This window comes from Pseudomonas acericola (SeqCode) (assembly GCF_053456465.1).
Genome location: NZ_JBRFJB010000003.1, coordinates 329,873 through 350,918 on the forward strand (window position 1 = coordinate 329,873; position 21,046 = coordinate 350,918).

Below are 21,046 nucleotides of genomic sequence, written 5' to 3' on the forward strand. Positions count from 1 at the left end.
TCCACGCTGGGTAAAAACCTTCACACAGGGCACACCCATGCGCCAGCAACTGATCCCCGTCAACGGCATTACGCTGAGTGTGCACATCGCCGGCCCCGAGGACGGCCAGCCGGTCTGGTTGCTGCACGGGTTCCCCGAGTGTTGGCACTCCTGGCGTTTGCAGATCCCGGCACTGGTGGCGGCGGGTTATCGGGTGTTTGTCCCCGAAATGCGGGGTTATGGCCAATCCAGCGCGCCCGCCGAAATCGCCGACTACGACTTGCTGACCCTGTGCGCCGATATCCAGCAGGCCATGGACCATTTCGGCCACACCCAGGTGGTAATGGTCGGCCACGATTGGGGCGCCGTGGTGGCCTGGCACCTGGCGTTGCTGGAGCCTGAGCGCGTGACGCGCCTGATCACGCTGTCGGTGCCGTTCGCCGGGCGCGCACGGCGGCCGGTGATTGAAATCATGCGCGAGCTGTACGCCGACCGCTTCAATTACATCCTGTATTTCCAGGAACCCGGCGTCGCCGAGCAGGAACTGGACGCCGATATCGAACGCACCCTGCGCCTGTTCATGCAGGACCAGGATGTGTTTTTACAAAAGAAACCCGCCAACGCCCGCTTGTTGGACGGCGTTGCCGCGCCCGGTGCATTGCCGTCGTGGTGTACCCGCGCGGACCTCGACGTGTACGTGCACACCTTCGCCGAACAGGGCTTTCGTGGCGCACTGAACTGGTATCGCAACTTCCCGCGCAACTGGCAGCGCACCGAGCCCCTGGCCGGCCGGCAGGTGCTGCAACCCACGCTGTTCCTGATCGGCGACCGCGACCCGGTCGGGGTGTTTGAAGCCCACACCCTCAAGCGCATGCCGGAGGCCGTGCCCGATCTGGAGCAACACGTATTGGCCAACTGCGGTCACTGGATCCAGAACGAGCAAGGGCAACAGGTCAACGGCTTGATGCTTGCCTTTCTAGGGAGAAGGTAAACGTCGCGCCGCGCCCGGGGCGCTCCACCAGGCGGATGCTGCGCCCGTGCAATTGCAGGATGCGGTGCACGATGCGCAACCCCAGGCCGCCATCGCGGCGCGCGCCGCCTATGGTGAAGGCGCGCAGGAACAAACCTTCGCGCAGCTCGGGGTCAATGCCCGGGCCGCTGTCGCTGACCGTCACGGCGACACCTTCGGCGCCCGGCGCGAGGATCACTTCGACTTCGCCGTTGAGCGGCGTGTGGCGCAGGGCGTTGTCCAGCAGATTGGTGAGTACCCGTTCGATCAAGCCGAGGTCGGCCAGCACCGTCGGCACCTGCGGGGGTAGGGTGGCCGTGAGGGTAATGGCGCGGGCTTCGGCGGTGAGTTCGAACTTCTGGAACACGTCCTGCACCAGGTCCGGTAGCGAAAACCCTTCGATTACCGGCTGCACAAAGCCGTGCTCCAGGCGCACCAGTTCCAGCAGGGATTGGGCGAGGCCGCCGACCTTGCGGCTCTGGTCCAGGGCGATGCCCAGGTAGCGCCGGCGGTCTTCGGGGCTGAGGCTGGCGTCCTTGAGGGACAGGGTTTCCAGGTAGCCGTGCAACGACGCCAGCGGGGTGCGCAGGTCATGGGAGATGTTCGCGACCATGTCCCGGCGTTCCTGGTCCTGGTGGGTGAGGGCACGCCACTGTTCACCGAGGCGGTTCTCCATTTGCACGAAGGCGTGGTCGAGCACGGCGATTTCGTCACCGCTGTGCAGCGGTTCGGTGGCGGGCTCCGGGGTTTTCGGCGCGCCGTTGATATCGAACTGCGCGACCTTGTCGGTCAATTGGCGCAGCGGGCGGGTGATCCAGGCAAAGGCGATCAGGCCCGCCATCAGGCATAACAATGCGACCAGGCCGATGGACCACAGCGCGATCTTCAACGCCATGCCGGTCGCATCCTTGGCATCGAACACATCGTGGGCTTCACCCAGCAATACCACGTACAGGAAACCGGTCTGCTTGCCGTTGGCCTTGAGCGGTGCGGCGCTGAACACCTTGCGCCCCTCGACGCTGCGCGGGTCATCGCCGAGGATCGGCAGCATGGCGCCGCTGAGGAAGCGCCGCACCGGCGCCAGGTCGACGCGGTCGCGCAACAAGTGCCCGCTGGGTGCCGCATTGCCGACCACGCGGCCGTCGATGTCGAGCAGGTACACCTCGACGCTCGGGTTCACCAGCATCAGTTGGCTGAACAGCATGCGCACGGCCTCGGGCTTGAGGCCATCGGCGTCCATCAGTTGCGTGTCACGGGCGATGTGCGCCGCGAGGTCGCGGGACAGGCCTTGCACCACTTCCAGCTCGTGCATGCGGTTTGAGCGCACTTGCAGCCACGCCGAGGTGCCGCTGCAGATCAGCAGCAACACGGCAAACACCACCGACAGGCGCTGGGTCAGGGTCAGCTTCATGGCGCGCTCTCGGCAAACTTGTAGCCACGGCCCCACACCGTGAGGATGCGCGCCGGATTGGCCGGGTCGGTCTCGACCTTGGCGCGCAGGCGATTGATATGGGTATTGACCGTGTGTTCATAGCCCTCGTGGCTGTAGCCCCACACGGCGTTGAGCAGGTCCATGCGCGAAAACACCTTGCCCGGCTGGCGGGCGAAGAAGTACAGCAGGTCGAACTCACGCGGCGTCAGGTCCAGGCGCTGGCCTTGCAGGGTCACGTCGCGGGTCAGCGGGTTGATGAATAACTGGCCGAGGTCGAGGCTGCCGGCGTCCATCTTCAGGTTGCGCGCCATGGCGTCCACCCGGCGCAGCAGCGCCTTGACACGTGCCACCAGCTCCGGCATCGAGAATGGCTTGGCCAGGTAATCGTCGGCGCCCAGCTCCAGGCCGAGGATGCGGTGCAGTTCACTGGAACGCGCACTGGTGATGATGATTGGCGTGTAGCGCGTCATGGCGCGGGCGCGGCGGCAGATTTCCAGGCCATCGACGCCGGGGAGCATCAGGTCGAGGATCAGCGCATCCCAACCGCCTTGCTCCAGCAGGCGCAGGCCCTCGTTGCCATCGGCGCTGTGCACCACGTCAAACTGCTCGTCACGCAGGTGCAGGCAGATCAAGTCGGCGATATGGGCATCGTCCTCGACCACCAGGACACGTTTGGGCTGATCCATGTAAGCGAAACCTTGGCTTGTAGTCGGCGCATTGTGCGGCTTTTGCCTCAGTGTAGTTATCACGAATTGTTTAACTCTGCGTGAGGATTTGGCGACCGGCCGGGGGGCAGGATGGCGTCATTGCAGTTGGGGAATGGCTTGTATGTGGCGAGGGAGCTTGCTCCCGCTCGACAGCGCAGCTGGAGCCGGCTTTTTTTTTGGGAGCGCTGCGCACTCCAGCGGGAGCAAGCTCCCTCGCCACAGGGCCTTGAATGGAGAAACCTATGTACTCACGCAGACAAATCCTGCTGGCCGGCGGTGGCCTGGGTGTCGCCGTCCTCGCCGGTGGCTTGCTGAAACAACTCAACCTGGTCAGCGAAGCCGAGGCGGCTGAAACCTTCGAGGTCAGCCACACCGACGCCGAGTGGCGCAGCCTGCTCAGCGTTGAGCAATACGCCGTGCTGCGCGAAGAGGGCACCGAGCGTCCCTACAGCAGCAAACTGAATGACGAGCACCGCGCCGGCACCTTTGCTTGTGCAGGTTGCGCATTGCCGTTGTTCTCCTCAACTACCAAGTTCGACAGCCACACCGGTTGGCCGAGTTTCTGGCAGCCGCTGGACAACGCGGTGGCCAGCCGTACCGACCGTTCTTTCGGCATGGCACGCAACGAAATCCACTGCCGCCGTTGCGGCGGTCACCAAGGGCACGTGTTCGACGACGGCCCACGACCCACTGGCCTGCGCTATTGCATGAATGGCGCGGCCATGACGTTCACGGCGGCGTAAGCCAATGTTTCTTTCTTATAAGGTCTTATCCCATGTGGCTTCTGCTTCTCGCGTATCTGGGCGGCGTGCTGACCATCGTCAGCCCGTGCATCCTGCCGGTTCTGCCTTTTGTCTTCGCTCGCACCGGGCAGCCGTTTTTGCGCAGTGGCTTGCCGCTGTTGGCGGGGATGGCGGTGACGTTTGCCCTGGTGGCCACGCTGGCCGCCGTGGGCGGCGGCTGGGTGGTGCAAGTCAATCAATACGGGCGCTGGCTCGCGTTGCTCTGCGTGGCGCTGTTTGGACTCACGCTGCTGCTGCCCCAGCTGTCGGAACGCCTGACGCGGCCGCTGGTGGCCGCCGGCAGTCGCTTGTCGGAAGCCGCCGGGGCCGACGCCAGGCCGCGTGCGGGCGCTTCGTTCCTGATCGGCGTGGCCACCGGGTTGCTCTGGGCGCCGTGCGCCGGGCCGATTCTGGGGCTGCTGCTGACCGGCGCCGCGCTGCAGGGCGCCAATATCGGCACTACCTTGCTGTTGCTGGCCTACGCCGCCGGTGCAGCGACGTCCCTGGCGCTGGCGTTGCTGGTCGGCGGTAAAGTCTTTGGCTTGATGAAGAAGTCCCTGGGCGCTGGTGAATGGCTGCGTCGCGGCCTTGGCGCGCTGATGTTGGTGGGTGTCGCAGCGATTGCCCTGGGCCTGGACACTGGTGTGTTGTCGCGCTTGTCGACGGCGTCCACCGGTGGCCTGGAACAAAGCCTGGTGGACCGCTTGAGCGCCAAGCCGCCAGCACAGGGTGGAGCGATGATGATGGCGGCCAACCACGCCAGCGATGCGCTGCCGATCGAAGGCGCGCTGCCGCCGTTGGACGGCGCCGTGCAATGGCTCAACAGCCCGCCGCTGAGCGCCGAGGCGCTCAAGGGCAAAGTGGTGCTGGTGGATTTCTGGACCTACTCCTGCATCAATTGCCTGCGCACCTTGCCTTACGTCAAAGCCTGGGCCGAGAAGTACCGCGACCAGGGCTTGGTGGTGATTGGCGTACACGCCCCGGAGTTTGCCTTTGAGCGGGATGTGGGCAATGTCACCCAGGCCATGAAGGACCTGGGCATTACCTACCCGGTGGCTGTCGACAACAACTACAAGATCTGGCGCGCCTTCAACAACCAGTACTGGCCGGCGCACTACTTTGCCGATGCCAACGGCCAGATTCGCTACCACCACTTTGGCGAGGGCGACTATGCCGAATCGGAGCGGGTGATCCAGCAGTTGTTGCGCGAAGCCGGCGCACAAAACGTCGCGGGCGGCTTGATCGACGTGGACGCCAAGGGCGTGCAACAGGCGCCGGACCTGAACACCGTACAGTCGCCGGAAACCTACCTGGGCGCGCAGCGCGCCGAGAACTTCGTCAAGTCCGGCCCACTGGCGCTGAACAACTGGACCCTGGAAGGCCAATGGAACGTGGGCGGCCAGCAAGTCACGCTGGAGCAGGCGGGTGGGCGCATCGTCTACCGCTTCCACGCCCGTGACTTGCACCTGGTGCTGGCGCCTGGCGCGGATGGCAAGCCGGTGCGTTTCAAGGTCACGGTGGACGGCCAGGCCCCGGGCGAAGCCCACGGCACGGACGTGGCGCCGGATGGCAGCGGTGCGGTGACTGAACAGCGCTTGTACCAACTGGTGCGCCAGCCGGGTGAGGTGCAGGACCGTACCTTCAGCATTGAGTTTCTGGACCCGAATGTGGCGGCGTATGCCTTTACCTTTGGCTGATTCGACAACCCTATAACTGTGAGAGCTGGCTTTTGTGGGAGCTGGCTTGCCTGCGATGGCGGTAGGTCAGCCACCTAATCTGGCGCTGATACACCGCTATCGCAGGCAAGCCAGCTCCCACAGTTGACCGTGTTTTGGAGTGATATCTATGAAAATCTTGAGATGTTTACCGGTGCTGGCGTTGGTTGCCTTTATCGGCCAAGCCCAGGCGTTTTCCTTTGGTTCTTCCGATGATGCCGTCGTCATCGCACCACCCGCGCTGGACCTGCCAGCCTCGGCCAACCTGCAAACGGCGGTCTTCGCCGGCGGCTGCTTCTGGGGCGTACAAGGCGTTTTCCAGCACGTGCAGGGCGTCAAAAACGCGGTCTCCGGCTATGACGGCGGCGCGGCAGGTACGGCGCAGTATGAGTCGGTCAGCGCGGGCGATACCGGCCATGCCGAGGCGGTTTCCGTCACCTATGACCCGAGCAAAGTCAGCTACGGCAAGCTGTTGCAGATCTACTTTTCGGTGGCCCACAACCCCACAGAACTCAACCGCCAGGGCCCGGATACGGGTACGCAATACCGCTCGGCGATCTTTGCGCAGGATGCCGAGCAGCAAAAAGTCGCCCAGGCGTATATCGCGCAACTGGATGCCGCCAAGTCCTTCGACAAGCCGATCGTGACGCGGATCGAGATGGGCAAGCCGTTCTACCCGGCGGAGGCCTACCACCAGGACTTTCTTACTGAAAACCCGTCTTACCCGTACATCGTGATCAATGACTTGCCAAAGGTGGCGCAGTTGAAAAAGCTGTTTCCTGACCAGTACCGCGCTGAGCCGGTATTGGTGAAAACCCAGTAAACACCTGATGTATGAATGGTCTTATGTGGGAGCTGGCTTGCCTGCGATGCAGACACCTCGGTACATCAGTGAGACCGAGGCGATGCCATCGCAGGCAAGCCAGCTCCCACAAAAGCCCAGCTCCCACAAAATCCGGGCCACGCCTGTTGAGCTAGACCACTTCCAGGTAAGAGCTGTGTATCGCCCGCGCCAGTTCGCGCACGGTGTCGATAAAGTCCGTCAGCCGGCTGTGCAGGCCGTCCTCAAGGATTTCATCAATCCCCGTATACCGCAGCCGCGCTTCGAACTCTGCCGCCAAGCGTTGCGCCGTGCGCCCGTAACTGCCGGGCAAGTCGGCGAGGATGTGGCTCAATTCCTCGATACACGCGTGCAACGAGCGCGGTACGTCGCTGCGCAGTAACAGCAGCTCGGACACGGAGCGTGCATTCAGCGCATTCGGGTACAGCTCGGTGTACGCCTCGAACGACGACAACGCGCGGAGCAGGGCGCTCCACTGGTAATAGCCGCGCGCCGAGACGTCGCTGACTTCCTCCGACTCTTCGCCAAACATCTCGTAGCGCGCATCCAGCAGGCGCAAGGTGTTGTCGGCGCGTTCGACAAAGGTGCCCAGGCGGATAAACCGGTAGGCGTCGTTGCGCATGATGGTCCCCGAGGTGGCGCCACGGAACAGGTGCGAGCGTTGCTTGACCCAATCACAGAAGTGGCTGATGCCGTGGCGCGCCAGGCCGCCGGCGGCGATGCTGCGCATTTCCAGCCAGGTGGCGTTGAGGTTTTCCCACATGTCGGCGGTGATGCGCCCGCGTACCGCATGCGCGTTGCCGCGAGCGGCGCGCAGGCAGTTGTAGATGCTCGCGGGGTTTTCTTCGTCGAGAGCGAAGAAGTGCAACATACGCTCGGCATCCAGTTCCTTGTGGCGTTCCAGGTAGCTGTCGAGGGTGCCGCTACTGAGCAGCGACATCGCCAGTTCATCCAGGCCATCGCTGCGCCCGGATTGGGGCATCAGCGACAGCGAATAGCTGACTTCCAGCATGCGCGCCAGGTTCTCGGCGCGCTCCAGGTAACGGGACATCCAGTAAAGATCTGCGGCGGTTCTACTCAACATAATCAGCCCTCCACCACCCAGGTGTCCTTGGTTCCGCCGCCTTGCGACGAGTTGACGATCAGCGAGCCTTCACGCAAGGCCACGCGCGTGAGGCCACCGGGCACCAGGCGGGTTTCCTTGCCCGATAGCACGAACGGCCGCAGGTCGATATGCCGGGGCGCGATGCCGTTTTCGACAAAGGTCGGGCAGGTGGACAGGCTCAACGTGGGTTGGGCGATATACGCATGGGGACGCGCCTTGATGCGTTGGCGGAAGTCCTCGATCTCGGCCGCCGTGGACGCCGGGCCCACCAGCATGCCGTAGCCGCCGGAGCCCTGGGTCTCCTTGACCACCAGTTCCGGCAGGTGCGCCAGCACGTGGGACAGTTCATCGGGCTTGCGGCACTGGAAGGTCGGCACGTTTTGCAGCACCGGTTCTTCGTCGAGGTAGAAGCGGATCATCTCCGGCACATAGGGGTAGATCGACTTGTCATCAGCGACGCCGGTGCCGATGGCATTGGCCAGTACCACGTTGCCCGCGCAGTAGGCGGCGACCAGGCCGGGCACGCCGAGCATCGATTCGGGGTTGAACGCCTGCGGGTCGAGGAACGCGTCGTCGATGCGCCGGTAGATCACGTCCACGGCCTTGGGGCCGTCGGTGGTGCGCATGAACACCTTGAGGTCGTGCACGAACAGGTCGGCGCCTTCCACCAGTTCCACGCCCATTTCCCGGGCGAGAAAGGCGTGTTCAAAGAACGCGCTGTTGAAGCGGCCGGGGGTGAGCACCACGACGTTGGGGTTGTCCAGGCGGCTTGAGCTTTTCAGGGTCTTGAGCAGCAGGTTGGGGTAGTGGTCCACCGGCGCGATGCGCTGCTTGGCAAACACTTCGGGGAACAGGCGCATCATCATCTTGCGGTCTTCGAGCATGTAGCTCACGCCGCTGGGGGTGCGCAGGTTGTCTTCCAGCACGTAGTAGGTGCCGTCGCCGTCGCGCACCAGGTCGACGCCGGAGATGTGGGAGTAGATGTCGCGGTGCAGGTCGAGGCCGACCATGGCCTTCTGGTAACCCTCGTTGCCCAGCACCTGGTCGGCGGGAATGATCCCGGCCTTGATGATGCGCTGGTCGTGGTAGATATCGGCGAGGAACATGTTCAGCGCGGTGACGCGCTGGATGCAGCCGCGTTCGATCACGCTCCACTCACTGGCGGGGATGCTGCGGGGGATGATGTCGAAGGGGATCAGGCGCTCGGTGTCCTGCTCGTCGCCATAGAGGGTGAAGGTGATCCCGGCGCGGTGAAACAGCAAGTCGGCTTCGCGGCGACGCTGGGCCAGCAGTTCCGGTGGCGTGTTGGCCAGCCAGCGGGAGAATTCCTGATAGTGCGCACGGCACACGCCGTTTGCGTCATTCATTTCATCGAAGAAAGATCGAGCCATTCCAGTACCTTGTCAGTGCCGAGGGACGCTTGGGTGGCACTGCCGCTTTGAAAAACGCATGTTTTTATGAGCCCGTGGCTAAGGGTGCCACTGGGCCTGGTCCTTACTTTCTTATGGGGTTGGCTCTTGGGTCGGGGGGTAACGGATGCTCCTGTGTGCGGGCAGTGATGAAGGGCTAAAGCAATGCTTGTGCCGAAACCCAGGGTGAGTGGGCTTGTTGTGTAGAGGGAGCTTGTTGTGGCGCGGGAGCTTGCTCCCGCTGGAGTGCGCAGCGCTCCCAAGATTTTGGGGCCGCTGCGCAGCCCAGCGGGAGCAAGCTCCCTCGCCACAGTTGGGGGCGTGCGCTGCTTCAGATTGGTGCATGAACAAACTTGAACTTCACCTCCCGCCCGTTCTTCTAACGTCACTCGAAACTTCTTGGAGCACCGCCGTGCCCAGAATCATCTCGCCGCATTCCCCGGAAACGGCCCTGACCGACCACAGTGAACACAATGCCAAGATCTTCGGCTCGCCCAAGGACCGCCTGGACTTCTACCGGCGCGAGATCCAGTACGAAACCACCATCCTGGCCAACCGCACCGACGCCTACCTCACCGCACAATCGTTCCTGGTCATAGCCTTCGTGTCCGGCATGGGCAACCTCAACCCAGAGTGGGGCAAGTTGTTCACCCTGGTGGTGCCGGTGTTCCTGGTCTTGCTCGGCATCCTCAGCTCGCTGAACGCCTGGCCGGGGATTCGTGCGGCGTACGAGATCATCGACCACTGGCACTACAAGCAAAGCGAGTTGCTGCGCAGCGAACCGGTGATGGGCCTGGCTTATGACGATTCGCCGCTGTTCTGCGAGACGGAGTCGTCCCACAAGGGCTATCGCAAGTCACTGCTATTCTCTATGCGTGCGCCGTGGCTGTTTATGGTGTTCTGGCTGTTGCTCGGCGCCTACGCGTTTTATATCCAGGTGGATAACCCGGGTTCATAGAGGTGCAGGTCATGTCGGATGAACGTGAGGACGAACCGGACGAGGAACTCAACGACCCGGGCAACGAAGACCCCGGTTCGCTGATGGATGATGCGCAGGTGCCGCTGATTGATACGCCGGAGGAATAAACCGGTGTGCTCAGCGGCGCTGTTCCAGCAGCAACCGTTCCAGCGCCTCCAGCGGCAACGGTTTGCTCACCCAGTAGCCCTGGATCTGATCGCAGCCGGCTTCCTTCAGGAACGCCAGTTGCGCGGCGGTTTCCACGCCCTCGGCCACGGCGCGCAGCTTCAGGCTGTGGGCCAGTTCGATAATGGTGCGGGCGATGGCGGCATCCTGGGGGTTGCTGGTGACTTCACGGATAAACGCAATGTCGATCTTCAGCGTGTCCAACGGAAAACGGCGCAGGTACGCCAGGCTGGAATAGCCGGTGCCAAAGTCGTCGATGGCGATCTTCACGCCCATGTCGCGCAGGCGTTGCAGGCTGCTGATGGTGTGCTGGGTGTTTTCCATCAGTGAGCTTTCGGTGAGCTCCACTTCAAGCCAATGCGGCGCAACCCCGGTGTCTGCAAGTATTTGCGCAATATCCGAGATCAGGTCGCCTTCCATCAACTGATGGCCGGACACGTTCACCGACACTTCAACCGCCCCGACGGCGCTGCCTTGCCAAATCGCGATCTGCCGGCAGACCTGGTCGATCACCCAGCGCCCCACCGTGATGATCAAACCCAGGCTCTCCAGGATCGGCACAAACACCGCCGGCGACACCGCGCCATAACCTGGGCGATCCCAGCGCAGCAAGGCTTCCAGGCCAGAAACCTGGCCGCTGCCCAGGTCCAGCTTGGGTTGATAGTGCAGGCTGAATTCGTTGGCCTTGACCGCCTGGCGCAGGGCGTTTTGCAGGTCCAGGCGTGCCAGGTCGTGGACATTCATCGTCGCGGTTTCAGTGCCGCGCTCGCGCAGTTGCTGTTCGAGCATCAGGCTGTGGCTTTTTAATTGATCGCCGTAACTTTTCAGCCGCAACAAGTTGCGCACCCGCAGCCACAACTCGACGCGCTCCACCGGTTTGCTGATGAACTCTTCGGCACCGGTTTGCAGGCCGCTGAGGCGCGCACTCGGCTCGCTCAACGCCGAGAGCATGATGATCGGGATATTCGCCGTGGCCGGGTTGCCCTTGAGCTGGTTGGCCACTTCAAACCCGTCCATGCCGGGCATCATGATGTCCAGCAGGATCAGGTCCGGCGGTTGCTCTGCCACCAGGGCCAGGGCTTCCTCGCCGGAGCCAACGCTGAGGGTGTGGTAGCCCTCGTACTGCAACAGGGTTTCCAACAGCTTGCGCACCTGGGGTTCATCATCGACGATCAGCAGCGTAGCCATAGTGGGGACTCATCTGAGTGGCGGTGTGTTAAGCAGCGTGTCGATCACCTGATACAGCTCCTTGTAGCGCAAGGGCTTGATCACATAGGCGTCGCAGCCGGCCAGGCGGGTTTTTTCGCGGTCTTCCTTCATCGCCATGGCGGTCAGGGCGATCACCGGGATGTGCGCGGTGAGCGGGTCGTGCTTGAGCAGGGCGGTAGCGGCCAGGCCGTCCATGCCCGGCAGTTGGATGTCCATCAGGATCAGCGCCGGTTGGTGTTCGCGGGCCAGGGTCAGGCCGCTTTCCGCATCGGCGGCCCAGCGCACGCTGTGCCCGGCATTGGTCAGTAGCAAGCGCGCCAGGCGCATATTGGCTTCGTTGTCTTCGATGATCAGGATGTCGGCCACGGCGCCTCCAGGTTGGCAGCCCGGCGCAACGGCAGCCACACCACGAACCGCGCGCCGAGGCCTTCGCGGCTGGCCACAGCGACGCTGCCGCCGTGCAGGTCGACAAGTTGCTTGACCATCGCCAGCCCCAGGCCAGTGCCTTCGAATTTGCGTGCCAGGCTGCTGTCGATCTGGCTGAAGGCCTTGAACAGCTTGCCCATGTCGTCTGCTGCGATGCCCAGGCCGGTGTCGCTGACGCTGAACTGCAAAAACGTTTGATGCGCGCCAAGCGGCACGTCAAAGCTGTGCACCGGCCAATCCCCGGGGATCTTGCCCACTTGGTCAGCCTTGACCTCGCGCACCGCCAGGGTCACGCAACTGCCGTGTTCGCTGAACTTCACCGCATTGGCCAGCAGGTTGTAGATGATCTGTTTGGTCTTGCGCAGGTCCAGAGCCAGGGTGCCGAAGTCATCCGGGCTGTCCAACTTCAACTGGATCTGCTGCAACGCCGCCTTCTCACGCACGATCAGCAAACTGTTGGCCAGCAACCCCGGCAGCTCAGCCGCTTCCAGTTCCAATTCCATCATCCCGGCTTCGACCTTGGACAGGTCGAGAATGTCGTTGATCAACGACAGCAGGTGCTGGCCGCTGGTGAAGATATCGCCGATGTACTCGCGCTGGGTCTCGGTCATGTCACCCACCAGCCCGTCCTTGAGCGCTTCGGAAAACCCGATCACCGCATTCAACGGCGTGCGCAGTTCGTGGGACATGGTGGCGAGGAACTCGGACTTCATGTGGCTGGCGTGCTCCAGCTCCAGGTTCTTTTCTTCCAGGGCGCGTTCAAAGCCTTTGCGCTCGGCTTCTTCCTGCTTGCGCGCGGTGTTGTCGGTGCCGATCAGCAGGTAGCCGATGATGGTGTCATGGCGGTTGCGCAGGGCGGTCACCGAGACCATCGCCGACAAGCGGCTGCCGTCCTGGCGGATATAGGTCAGCTCGTAGATGTCTTCGATGCCCCGGGAGGCCTTGAACACCAGGGCTTCAAAGCCCGGGGTGATCGGCGTGTCGAGTTCGAGGCTGAGGGCGGCGGCGCGGGTGATCAGCTCGACGGGGTCGGAGATGTCGGCGGGGGTAATGCGGTTGACCACATCGGCAGCGGCATAGCCAAGCATGCGTTCGGCGCCGACGTTGAAGATCTGGATCACGCCTTTTTCGTCGGTGGCGATGCTGGAAAAGTACGCGCTGTTGAAGATGGCATCCTGCAGGGCGCCGGCCTTGAGCAGGGTTTTCTGGCGTTTGAACTCGACGATCTTTTCGGCGCGTGATTGCGCGGGGCCGGGTAAAGGTGTGTCCATTGCGGGGTCATTCCGTGAGGTTCAGGCCCGCCCGCGTCAGCCGACGAGGGCGCAGAGCATGCTCACAGAAGATCGCGATGAGGCGACGAGGAGGAGATGAGGTCATTGGACAGTAGCAGAGATTGTGGCGTTTTGATGTCTTGGTTTTGCGATAAACCCTCAATTGGATTGATCGTTCCCACCACCCAACGGTGGCAAGCGCCGTTTCACCGGGGTTTTCTTGACGATGGCCGTGTTGGTCTCGGCATACACATTGAGCCGGTCGAGCAGGGTGTCCAGTTGCTCCATGGTGCGCACATGCAACCGCGCGATAAAACAGTCATCGCCAGTCACCTTGTCGCACTCGGTGAACTCGGGAATCGCCTGGATTTGCCGCTCAACCTCCTGCAACTTCCCTGGCAGCGGGCGGATGCGCACGATGGCTTGCAGCAGGTAGCCGAAGTGTTTGGCGTCGATGTCCACCGTGTAGTGGGTCAGCACCCCACGCTCTTCGAGGCGGCGCAGACGCTCGCCGACGCTGGGCGATGACAGCCCGGTGATGCCCGCCAGGGCCTTGAGGGACAGGCGCGAATCGTCCATCAAGGCGGCGATCAGTTGCTGGTCGATGCTGTCGATCATGGGATTTGCCTAATAAGAAAAGGTGATTCGGGTGTCTGGCCTTTTTTAGTCGCTGGAGGCGCTGCCCAGCAGATTGCCATAATTGAGCCTCACTTGAGGAGCATCAATCGTGGATACATCCATCCGTCGCGGTTCGTGGGAAATGGTCGCCGCCATGCTGATTTCGGGGACCATTGGCTGGTTTGTGCTGGTGTCAGGCGTGTCGGTGATCGAGGTGGTGTTCTGGCGTTGCGTGATCGGCGGGCTGACCTTGCTGCTGGTGTGCGCCTTGCTGGGTTACCTGCGCCTGGACCTGCTGAGTGGGGCCAAGCTCGGGCTGGCAATGCTCAGCGGTGTGGCCATCGTTGGTAACTGGCTGCTGCTGTTCGAATCCTATTCCCACGCGTCCATCGCCATCAGCACGGCGGTGTACAACGTGCAGCCGTTCATGTTGGTGATGCTTGCGGCGGTGTTCCTTGGCGAGAAAATCACCGTGCAGAAACTCACGTGGTTGAGCGTGGCGTTTATCGGGATGCTCGCGATTGTGACCGCCCATGGCTCGCAGCAGAGCGGTGGGGATTACCTGGCGGGTATCGCGTTGGCGTTGGGCGCAGCGTTTTTGTATGCGATTGCCGCGCTGATCATCAAGCGCTTGAAAGACGTACCGCCCCATTTGATGGCGCTGATCCAGGTGGCCACCGGCGCTGTGTTGCTGGCGCCGCTGGTGCCGTGGGGCAGTGTGCCTGTGGCGCCTACTGCCTGGGCGGCATTGGTGACCCTGGGCGTGGTGCACACCGGTGTGATGTATGTGTTGTTGTACGGCGCGATCCAGAAACTGCCGACCGCATTGACCGGCGCCTTGTCCTTTATCTACCCGATTGCGGCGATCTTCGTCGATTGGATCGCCTTCGGGCATCGCCTGGGCTGGCAACAATGGTTGGGGGTAGCGGCAATTCTGCTGGCGGCTGCGGGGTTGCAGCGGGGCTGGTGGTGGCCCCGCTCCCAGAAGGTTAGTGCGTACCCTGGAAAATAATGTTTTCCGGGTTGAAGTGCTCCACTGCGCTGCCCGGTTGCGGCAGGCCGAGGATATGCCCCTTGATCTTGCCCACCACGTGCATCTCGCAGGGTTTGCAGTCGAACTTCAAGGTCAGCACTTCATCACCGTGGATCAACTGCATCGGCGCGACCTTGGTCTTCACGCCCGTGACACCCTTGGCCTGTTTCGGGCACAGGTTGAACGAGAAGCGCAGGCAGTGCTTGGTGATCATCACCGGTACTTCGCCGGTCTCTTCGTGGGCTTCGAAGGCGGCGTCGATCAGCTTCACGCCGTGACGGTAGTAGAAATCACGGGCCTTCTGGTTGTAGACGTTGGCCAGGAACGACAGATGCGCTTCCGGGTACACCGGCGGCGGCGTGGTTTCGGCTTTACGCCCACCACGCGGGTGCGCAGCAACACGGGCGGCGGTCAGCGCTTCGATCACTTCGCGGCGCAAGGCCTTGAGCTGCGAGTTGGGGATGAAGAACGCTTGCGGCGCATCCAGCTGGATGTCGGTGGCGTGGTATTCGGTGGTGCCCAGTTGGCCGAGCAGGTCGCGCAAGGTATCGAGCGCCTGTTCTGGCTTGTTGGCCACGCCGAACGGGCCGGGCAGGGTGACGCTGGCACTGATGCCTTCTTCGCTGGTGGCGGTGACTTCCAGCTGTTCTTCACGCAGGCGCGCGGCCCAGGTCAGGCCGATACGGCGCTCGGACGAGGTCTTGAGCAGCGCCTGTTGCCAGTTGTGATCGAGGTTGCGGTTCAGCGGATGGTTCGGGCGCAACTGGTGCAGGCCGGCCGGCATTTCGTTCGGCTCGACGCGGTAGCGGTAGCGCTTCTCGCCGTCTTCTTCGAACTCGCCCTTGGGCTCGGCGATGTTGGCGCGGAAACCCACGACTTCGCGCTTGACCAGCACATTGAGGCCGTCGCCATTGGACAGCGGCTCATGGGTGACCACCTGCAAGTCGCGCTTGCCGGCTTTTTCCACCACGCCCACCGGCAAGCCGGTAAAGGTCGGCGTGTCGAAGGCGCCGATATCGACCTTGCGGTCGGTGACGAAATAGTCAGTGCTGCCCCGGTGGAAGGTTTTTTCCGGGTCGGGCAGGAAGAAGTGCACGGTACGGCCGCTGGAGGCGCGAGCCAGGTCCGGGCGGTCTTCAAGCACGTCGTCGAGGCGTTGGCGGTAGTAGGACGTGATGTTCTTCACATAGCCCATGTCCTTGTAACGGCCTTCGATCTTGAACGAGCGCACGCCGGCTTCGACCAGCGCGCGGATGTTGGCGCTCTGGTTGTTGTCTTTCATCGACAGCAGGTGCTTTTCAAAGGCCACGACGCGGCCCTGGTCATCTTTCAAGGTGTACGGCAGGCGGCAGGCCTGGGAGCAATCGCCACGGTTGGCGCTGCGGCCGTTCTGCGCGTGGGAGATATTGCACTGTCCGGAGAACGCCACGCACAAGGCGCCGTGGATAAAGAACTCGATGGCGGCATCGGTTTCGTCGGCGATGGCGCGGATCTCTTGCAGGTTCAGCTCACGGGCCAATACCAACTGCGAGAAACCGGCCTGGTCGAGAAACTTCGCGCGGCCCAGGGTGCGGATGTCGGTCTGGGTGCTGGCGTGCAGCTCGATGGGCGGGATATCCAGCTCCATCACGCCCAGGTCTTGCACGATCAACGCATCGACACCGGCGTCGTAGAGCTGATGGATCAGCTTGCGCGCGGGTTCCAGTTCGTTGTCATGCAGAATCGTGTTGATCGTGGTGAACACGCGAGCGTGGTAACGGCGGGCGAATTCCACCAGTGACGCGATGTCGCTCACGTCATTGCACGCATTGTGGCGGGCGCCGAAGCTTGGGCCGCCGATGTAGATGGCGTCGGCGCCATGCAGGATCGCCTCGCGCGCAATGGCCACATCGCGGGCAGGGCTGAGCAATTCAAGGTGATGCTTGGGCAAGGACATAGTTTTTTTAGTCAGGCTTGTCACGGTTGAGGCGCGCATTGTAGCTGTGAAACGCTGGGGGGGCACCTACCACAGGGCGCTGGAGCCAATGAGATCCCATGTGGGAGCGGGCTTGCCCGCGATTGCGGCGGTTCAGTGAATATATCTTTGACTGACACACCGCTATCGCGGGCAAGCCCGCTCCCACATTTTTTAGGCTGTGTCTGGCTTAGGCTTTTGCGGCCATTGCAGTGACTTCGACGCGCATGCCTTCTACGGCCAGGGAAGCAACGCCCACCGCCGCCCGCACCGGCCACGGCTTGGCGAAGAAGCGCTTGTAGACTTCATTGAACGCGGCACGATCAGCCATGTCCGTCAGGTAGATAGTCAAATGCATCACCCGGTCCATCGAGCTGCCGGCCTTTTCCAGCGCGACTTTCAGCGCTTGCAGGGTGCATTCGCTTTGCAGGGTGGCGTCGCCCAGTTCCAGGCTGCCATCGGCGCGGGTCGGGATCTGGGTGGAGACCAGGATGCCGTTGAAACCGACAACGTCAGAAGAAATCGAGTCGGCATCCGGGTCGGGGGTGTAGGACAGGTCGTGGTTGGCCATGGGCGCCTCTCATTGGCAGATTCAGAAAGGCGCCCATGGTCCGCGAAAATGACCGCAGGGGCAAACTACAGCAAGGTAAACGGGTAATCGACGATCAGCCGCAGCTCGTTCAAGTTGCCGTCACCCTGGTCGGCATTCGACGAGACGATGGCATCGCGCACCCGCAGCGACAGGTTCTTCGCCGGCCCGCTCTGGATCACGTATTTGGCTTCCAGGTCGGTCTCGTGATGAGCGCCATCCGAGCCGTAGTCGTTGACGTAGGCGCTGTGCGCGGGCGTGTGTGTGCCATCGATGTCCGAACCGTTGATATAGCGGCCCATGAAGCTCAGGCCCGGCACGCCGTAACTGGCCATGTTCAGGTCATAACGGATGCCCCAGGACTGTTCGCCCGGGCCGTTGAAGTCGCCCCACTGCACCGAGTTGGCGAGGAACACCGAGTCGCCGCCTTCACCCGCGCCATTGTTGCCGGTGCCGATGTAGTCAAACGGCGTGTCGCCATGCACCTTCTGGAACGACAGCGTCAGCGTGTGGGCCTGCAAGAACGAATAGGCCGCCGCCAGCGAGTAAGTGGTGTTGTTGATCGCCCCGGCCTTGGCGCTGCCGGTGTCGAGGGTGCGGTACAGATTGCCGTCCAGCGCCAGCGACTGGTCATTCGGCAACGGGATCACGTAGTTGAGGTTGGTGTAGTACTGGCGCCAGATATCGTCCAGCTCGCCCGCATACAAGGTGGCACTCAGGTTCGGGGTAAAGGTGTATTTGCCGCCGACAAAACTCGCGCTGTTGGCGGGGATGTTGGCGTAGGTCGCATAGATATCGTGGTCATGGTTGCTGGTCATGCCGCTGTTGGTGCTGGTGAAGTGCCCGGCTTCCAGGTCGAGGCCGGCGATTTCGCTGCTGGTCAGGTCGAAACCGGTGGCGGTCTGAGGTAGCAGGCGCGTGCCGCCGGTGGCGAAGACCGGGGCGGTGGGCTGCATGTCACCGAATTTCAGCTCGGTCTTGGAGATCTTCACCTTCACCGCTGCGCCCACGGAACCGTAGGCGTTTTCCGGGTCGCCATGGCGATCGGTGGGCAGGTTGCCGGTGCCGGCGTCGGCGTGGGTGGCGTCCAGCTTCAATCCGCCGTAGGCGTAGGCATCGACACCAAAGCCAATCGTGCCCTGGGTGAAACCCGAGGCGTAATTGAGCATGGCGCCTTGGGTCCAGTCGCGGTTATCGGCCTTGCCGCTTTGGCGGTCGCGGTCCATGTAGTAGTTGCGCAACAGCCCGGTAATGCTGCTGCCTTCGATAAACCCCTTGGCATCCGCCTGGTCCGTCACGGACTCGGCAAAGGCCATCTGACTGATACCGGCACACACCGCCAGCGCTAACAGGCTCGACTGCTTAATCATGGTATTCACTTCCCCGGGTAATAAGCGCGCGCACAGAAACACCGCACTTTTTAAATGGCGCAAAACGTATGATCGGCAGAGTTTTACAAGGTGGGCGTTACGGTTTTTTATTGTGTTCGGCGTGGTTGCCGAAGTTGATTCTAAGCCCAGTTTGCGGGGGCTACAGCCAGGCAAAGGATGAAACTCGATTAATTAAACTTCACATAATTTAAGCGGCGGGAGGTGTAGCGTGGGACCTGTCTTAGCCGCTCTGCTTCGACAAAATCCTTTGGTTGCCGCCGCAGACTCTGCGGCGGATTTTTTTCGTTGGGATAGTTTTAAGTTGAGGGGCTTAGTGCGCCAAGCCGTGTAAGGCGATACCCATCGGGAACGGCGGCTGGCTGGCGGGCGCAGCCTTCATTTGCGTGCGATAACCGAGCGGGCTGGTGCCCAATTGTTTTTGAAACGCCCGGCGCATGCGTTCTTCACGACCGAAGCCGACCGTTTCGGCGATCCGCTTGATCGGCTCGTTGGTGGTCGCCAGCACCCGGCAAGCGGCCTCCAGGCGCAGGCTCTCCACCGCTTGCGCTGGCGTATCGCCCGTGGCGGCGACGTAGGCCCGGGCAAAGTGCCGGGGGCTCATGCCGAATTGCTCGGCCAAGCGTTCTACCCGCAGATCACCGTTGAGGTTCCCCGCAATCCACGCATGCAAGCGCGCCAGGCGCACATCGGGATCTGTACGCAAAGCCGTGGACTGCGCATTCAGCGAAGCGCTCAACTGCGGCTGTTCACCCGAGCGCCACAGGAACACCGTGAAATAGCGCGCCAACGACAGCGCGGCCTCGGCGCCGAGGTCCTGCTCCACCAGCCCGAGGGCGAGGTCGATGCCGGCAGTGGCACCGCCGCAGGTCCACAGGTTGCCGTCGTGCAGGTACAGCACGTCGGTCTGGCAGATGACCTTGGGGTAGCGCGCCTGCAGTTCATCGGCAAATTTCCAGTGGGTCACCACCTTGCGCCCATCCAGCAAACCGGCGGCGGCCAACGCAAAGGCCCCGGTGCCGATTGAGCACAGACGGCGGATATGCGCCGCGCGCCGCTGCAACCAGGCGCACGCTTGCTCGTTAGCCTCCAGCGCGGCCATGCCGGGGCCGCCCGCGACAATCAAGGTGTCGATCAGTGGCGCCTGTGCATCGATCTGCTCCAGCGACAGGGTGTTGGCGCTGATCCCCGAGACCGACGTCACCACGCCCCCCAATGGCGACGCCAACAGCAGGCGATACGGCGCCGCACCGCCCAACAGGCGCGGAATCGCCGCAAACACCTCCAGCGGCCCGGCCGCGTTCAGCAGCAGCAAGTCATCGAACGCCAGCACGACGACCGTGCGCACGCCGTTGTCCGACGTGGCAGTAAAGGAGGGGTGTTTGGCATGGAGCGTCACGGCGAGCCTCGACATACTGGGTTCAACGCAAAAATGAGGGCACGACAATGACGCTAAAACCTGATGCTGCCAAGCACCCCGTACGGCGCCGCCTGGCCGGGTTGGCGTGCCTGGCGGCGCTGTTGATGGTGCAACCGGTGTCGGCGGCGCTAAAGGTCGGAGACCAGAGCGGCCTGATCCAGGCCATGCTGCACGCGTCCGGTGAAGACCAGGACCTGCCGGCCGCGCTGGCGTGGCATCCGTTCAACGCCGGCACCACGCTGCTGGAGGCATTGAGCGCCGGCGCCATCGATATCGGCGTGGTCGGCAATGCGCCGCCGGTGTTTGCCCAGGCCGGTGGTTTTGATGTGCGCATCATTGGCGTGGCGAGCGGGGCGCAGAACAACAATGCGTTGTTGCTGCCGCAAGGTTCCAGCGTGCAGCGTGTCGCCGACCTCAAGGGCCAGCGCGTCGCCGTGGCCAAAGGCACCAGCGGCCACTACCTGCTGCTGGCGGCGCTGCACCAGGCCGGCTTGACGACACGGGATGTGAACATTGCCTACGTCAACCCGCTCGACGCGCAAACCGCGTTTGCCAGTGGCCGGCTGGAGGCCTGGTCGGTGTGGTACCCCTTTGTCGGCCAGGCCACCTCGCGGGGCGCCCGTGTGTTGGTAGACGGCGATGCCTGGCCGGAAACCGGGCAGAACTTCACCCTGGCGAGCCTCAAGGCGCTGGCCGACCCACAACGCGCCGCCGAGGCCGGCGATTTGCTCGCCAGGCTCGCCCGCGCGCAGGCCTGGGCCACGGCCAACCCGGACGCCTGGGCGCAGGTGTTCGCGCAGACAACGCGGCTGCCGCTGACATTGGTGCGCGACATGCTCGCTCATCAAAACTTGCGTTACGTACCGATTGATCCATCGGTCATCGCCTTGCAACAGCGCCTGGCGGACCTGTTCGCCGCCGAGCGGGTGATCCCGCGCCCGCTGGACGTCGGGCAGATCTTCGACACGCGCTTCAACACCTTCCTACCACCTAACTGATCCCTACGTTTGACCTT

General features: G+C 62.8%; 19 protein-coding genes. 7 read left to right on the plus strand and 12 right to left on the minus strand.

Translation table 11 applies throughout. The annotated features are described in order from the left end of the window. Positions 1–37 precede the first annotated feature (37 nt). Positions 38–970 (plus strand): alpha/beta fold hydrolase, encoded by a 933-nt coding sequence (locus ACU688_RS13590; RefSeq protein ID WP_448185132.1) that lies wholly within the window; start codon positions 38–40, stop codon positions 968–970. Here the strand turns inward: ACU688_RS13590 and ACU688_RS13595 are convergent. Then, positions 933–2,399, minus strand: a complete 1,467-nt coding sequence (locus tag ACU688_RS13595) for a sensor histidine kinase (RefSeq protein WP_448185133.1) — start codon at positions 2,397–2,399, stop codon at positions 933–935. The genes ACU688_RS13590 and ACU688_RS13595 overlap by 38 nt on opposite strands. Continuing rightward, positions 2,396–3,106 (minus strand): response regulator transcription factor, encoded by a 711-nt coding sequence (locus ACU688_RS13600; RefSeq protein ID WP_448185134.1) that lies wholly within the window; start codon positions 3,104–3,106, stop codon positions 2,396–2,398. Before ACU688_RS13600 ends, ACU688_RS13595 begins: the two co-directional genes overlap by 4 nt. Positions 3,107–3,369: 263 nt before the next feature. Between ACU688_RS13600 and msrB the strand changes: the two genes are divergently transcribed. From msrB to msrA, 3 genes are all read left to right on the plus strand, one after another. After that, positions 3,370–3,870, plus strand: coding sequence for a peptide-methionine (R)-S-oxide reductase MsrB (gene msrB, locus ACU688_RS13605; protein WP_448185135.1), 501 nt, complete (start codon positions 3,370–3,372; stop codon positions 3,868–3,870). A gap of 32 nt (positions 3,871–3,902) precedes the next feature. Next, a complete protein-coding gene (locus ACU688_RS13610) occupies positions 3,903–5,606 on the plus strand; it encodes a cytochrome c biogenesis protein DipZ (protein WP_448185136.1) in 1,704 nt (567 codons plus the stop codon). 148 nt (positions 5,607–5,754) lie between these two features. Continuing rightward, entirely contained in the window at positions 5,755–6,447 is a 693-nt protein-coding gene (msrA, locus tag ACU688_RS13615; protein WP_448185137.1) for a peptide-methionine (S)-S-oxide reductase MsrA, read from the plus strand. A gap of 151 nt (positions 6,448–6,598) precedes the next feature. Here msrA and ACU688_RS13620 read toward each other — a convergent pair whose 3' ends face one another. Further along, complete coding sequence (locus ACU688_RS13620) at positions 6,599–7,549, minus strand: alpha-E domain-containing protein (RefSeq protein ID WP_124524790.1); 951 nt, start codon at positions 7,547–7,549, stop codon at positions 6,599–6,601. Positions 7,550–7,551: 2 nt separating this feature from the next. Beyond that, positions 7,552–8,961 carry a circularly permuted type 2 ATP-grasp protein gene (locus ACU688_RS13625; protein WP_448185138.1) on the minus strand — a complete coding sequence of 470 codons (1,410 nt, stop codon included), beginning with the start codon at positions 8,959–8,961 and terminating at the stop codon, positions 7,552–7,554. Between the two features lie 430 nt (positions 8,962–9,391). Between ACU688_RS13625 and ACU688_RS13630 the strand changes: the two genes are divergently transcribed. Further along, positions 9,392–9,937: a hypothetical protein gene (locus ACU688_RS13630; RefSeq protein WP_448185139.1), complete on the plus strand. Its 546-nt coding sequence runs from the start codon at positions 9,392–9,394 to the stop codon at positions 9,935–9,937. A 138-nt stretch (positions 9,938–10,075) separates the two neighbouring features. On the opposite strand, the gene ACU688_RS13635 is transcribed toward ACU688_RS13630, so the two are convergent. The 4 genes from ACU688_RS13635 to ACU688_RS13650 form a co-directional block, all read right to left on the minus strand. Beyond that, positions 10,076–11,311 (minus strand): EAL domain-containing response regulator, encoded by a 1,236-nt coding sequence (locus ACU688_RS13635; protein WP_448185140.1) that lies wholly within the window; start codon positions 11,309–11,311, stop codon positions 10,076–10,078. A gap of 9 nt (positions 11,312–11,320) precedes the next feature. Next, positions 11,321–11,698, minus strand: a complete 378-nt coding sequence (locus tag ACU688_RS13640) for a response regulator (protein ID WP_448185141.1) — start codon at positions 11,696–11,698, stop codon at positions 11,321–11,323. Next, entirely contained in the window at positions 11,683–13,029 is a 1,347-nt protein-coding gene (locus tag ACU688_RS13645) for a sensor histidine kinase (protein WP_448185142.1), read from the minus strand. The genes ACU688_RS13640 and ACU688_RS13645 overlap by 16 nt, the downstream gene beginning before the upstream one ends. 159 nt (positions 13,030–13,188) lie before the next feature. Continuing rightward, entirely contained in the window at positions 13,189–13,647 is a 459-nt protein-coding gene (locus ACU688_RS13650; protein ID WP_448185143.1) for an Lrp/AsnC family transcriptional regulator, read from the minus strand. 109 nt (positions 13,648–13,756) lie between these two features. On the opposite strand from ACU688_RS13650, the gene ACU688_RS13655 reads away from it, so the two are divergent. After that, positions 13,757–14,659 carry a DMT family transporter gene (locus tag ACU688_RS13655; protein ID WP_448185144.1) on the plus strand — a complete coding sequence of 301 codons (903 nt, stop codon included), beginning with the start codon at positions 13,757–13,759 and terminating at the stop codon, positions 14,657–14,659. On the opposite strand, the gene ACU688_RS13660 is transcribed toward ACU688_RS13655, so the two are convergent. The 4 genes from ACU688_RS13660 to ACU688_RS13675 all read right to left on the minus strand — a co-directional run bounded on the left by ACU688_RS13660 (position 14,637) and on the right by ACU688_RS13675 (position 20,010). After that, complete coding sequence (locus tag ACU688_RS13660) at positions 14,637–16,616, minus strand: peptidase U32 family protein (RefSeq protein ID WP_017738168.1); 1,980 nt, start codon at positions 16,614–16,616, stop codon at positions 14,637–14,639. The two genes, ACU688_RS13655 and ACU688_RS13660, sit on opposite strands and share 23 nt — an antisense overlap. A gap of 208 nt (positions 16,617–16,824) precedes the next feature. Further along, on the minus strand, positions 16,825–17,205 hold the full coding sequence (locus ACU688_RS13665; protein WP_448185145.1) for a RidA family protein: 381 nt from the start codon (positions 17,203–17,205) through the stop codon (positions 16,825–16,827). A 65-nt stretch (positions 17,206–17,270) separates the two neighbouring features. Next, complete coding sequence (locus tag ACU688_RS13670) at positions 17,271–18,593, minus strand: OprD family porin (protein WP_448185146.1); 1,323 nt, start codon at positions 18,591–18,593, stop codon at positions 17,271–17,273. 331 nt (positions 18,594–18,924) lie between these two features. Further along, positions 18,925–20,010: a GlxA family transcriptional regulator gene (locus ACU688_RS13675; protein ID WP_448185147.1), complete on the minus strand. Its 1,086-nt coding sequence runs from the start codon at positions 20,008–20,010 to the stop codon at positions 18,925–18,927. Between the two features lie 47 nt (positions 20,011–20,057). On the opposite strand from ACU688_RS13675, the gene ACU688_RS13680 reads away from it, so the two are divergent. Beyond that, positions 20,058–21,029, plus strand: a complete 972-nt coding sequence (locus ACU688_RS13680; protein ID WP_448185148.1) for an ABC transporter substrate-binding protein — start codon at positions 20,058–20,060, stop codon at positions 21,027–21,029. The last annotated feature ends 17 nt before the right edge of the window (positions 21,030–21,046 follow it).

Excerpts from the sequence above, each read along its gene's own strand:
- ACU688_RS13590 (WP_448185132.1), top strand. The coding sequence starts at position 38 with ATGCGCCAGCAACTGATCCCCGTCAACGGCATTACGCTGAGTGTGCAC.
- ACU688_RS13595 (WP_448185133.1), bottom strand. The coding sequence starts at position 2,399 with ATGAAGCTGACCCTGACCCAGCGCCTGTCGGTGGTGTTTGCCGTGTTG.
- ACU688_RS13600 (WP_448185134.1), bottom strand. The coding sequence starts at position 3,106 with ATGGATCAGCCCAAACGTGTCCTGGTGGTCGAGGACGATGCCCATATC.
- msrB (WP_448185135.1), top strand. The coding sequence starts at position 3,370 with ATGTACTCACGCAGACAAATCCTGCTGGCCGGCGGTGGCCTGGGTGTC.
- ACU688_RS13610 (WP_448185136.1), top strand. The coding sequence starts at position 3,903 with ATGTGGCTTCTGCTTCTCGCGTATCTGGGCGGCGTGCTGACCATCGTC.
- msrA (WP_448185137.1), top strand. The coding sequence starts at position 5,755 with ATGAAAATCTTGAGATGTTTACCGGTGCTGGCGTTGGTTGCCTTTATC.
- ACU688_RS13620 (WP_124524790.1), bottom strand. The coding sequence starts at position 7,549 with ATGTTGAGTAGAACCGCCGCAGATCTTTACTGGATGTCCCGTTACCTG.
- ACU688_RS13625 (WP_448185138.1), bottom strand. The coding sequence starts at position 8,961 with ATGGCTCGATCTTTCTTCGATGAAATGAATGACGCAAACGGCGTGTGC.
- ACU688_RS13635 (WP_448185140.1), bottom strand. The coding sequence starts at position 11,311 with ATGGCTACGCTGCTGATCGTCGATGATGAACCCCAGGTGCGCAAGCTG.
- ACU688_RS13645 (WP_448185142.1), bottom strand. The coding sequence starts at position 13,029 with ATGGACACACCTTTACCCGGCCCCGCGCAATCACGCGCCGAAAAGATC.
- ACU688_RS13650 (WP_448185143.1), bottom strand. The coding sequence starts at position 13,647 with ATGATCGACAGCATCGACCAGCAACTGATCGCCGCCTTGATGGACGAT.
- ACU688_RS13660 (WP_017738168.1), bottom strand. The coding sequence starts at position 16,616 with ATGTCCTTGCCCAAGCATCACCTTGAATTGCTCAGCCCTGCCCGCGAT.
- ACU688_RS13665 (WP_448185145.1), bottom strand. The coding sequence starts at position 17,205 with ATGGCCAACCACGACCTGTCCTACACCCCCGACCCGGATGCCGACTCG.
- ACU688_RS13670 (WP_448185146.1), bottom strand. The coding sequence starts at position 18,593 with ATGATTAAGCAGTCGAGCCTGTTAGCGCTGGCGGTGTGTGCCGGTATC.
- ACU688_RS13680 (WP_448185148.1), top strand. The coding sequence starts at position 20,058 with ATGACGCTAAAACCTGATGCTGCCAAGCACCCCGTACGGCGCCGCCTG.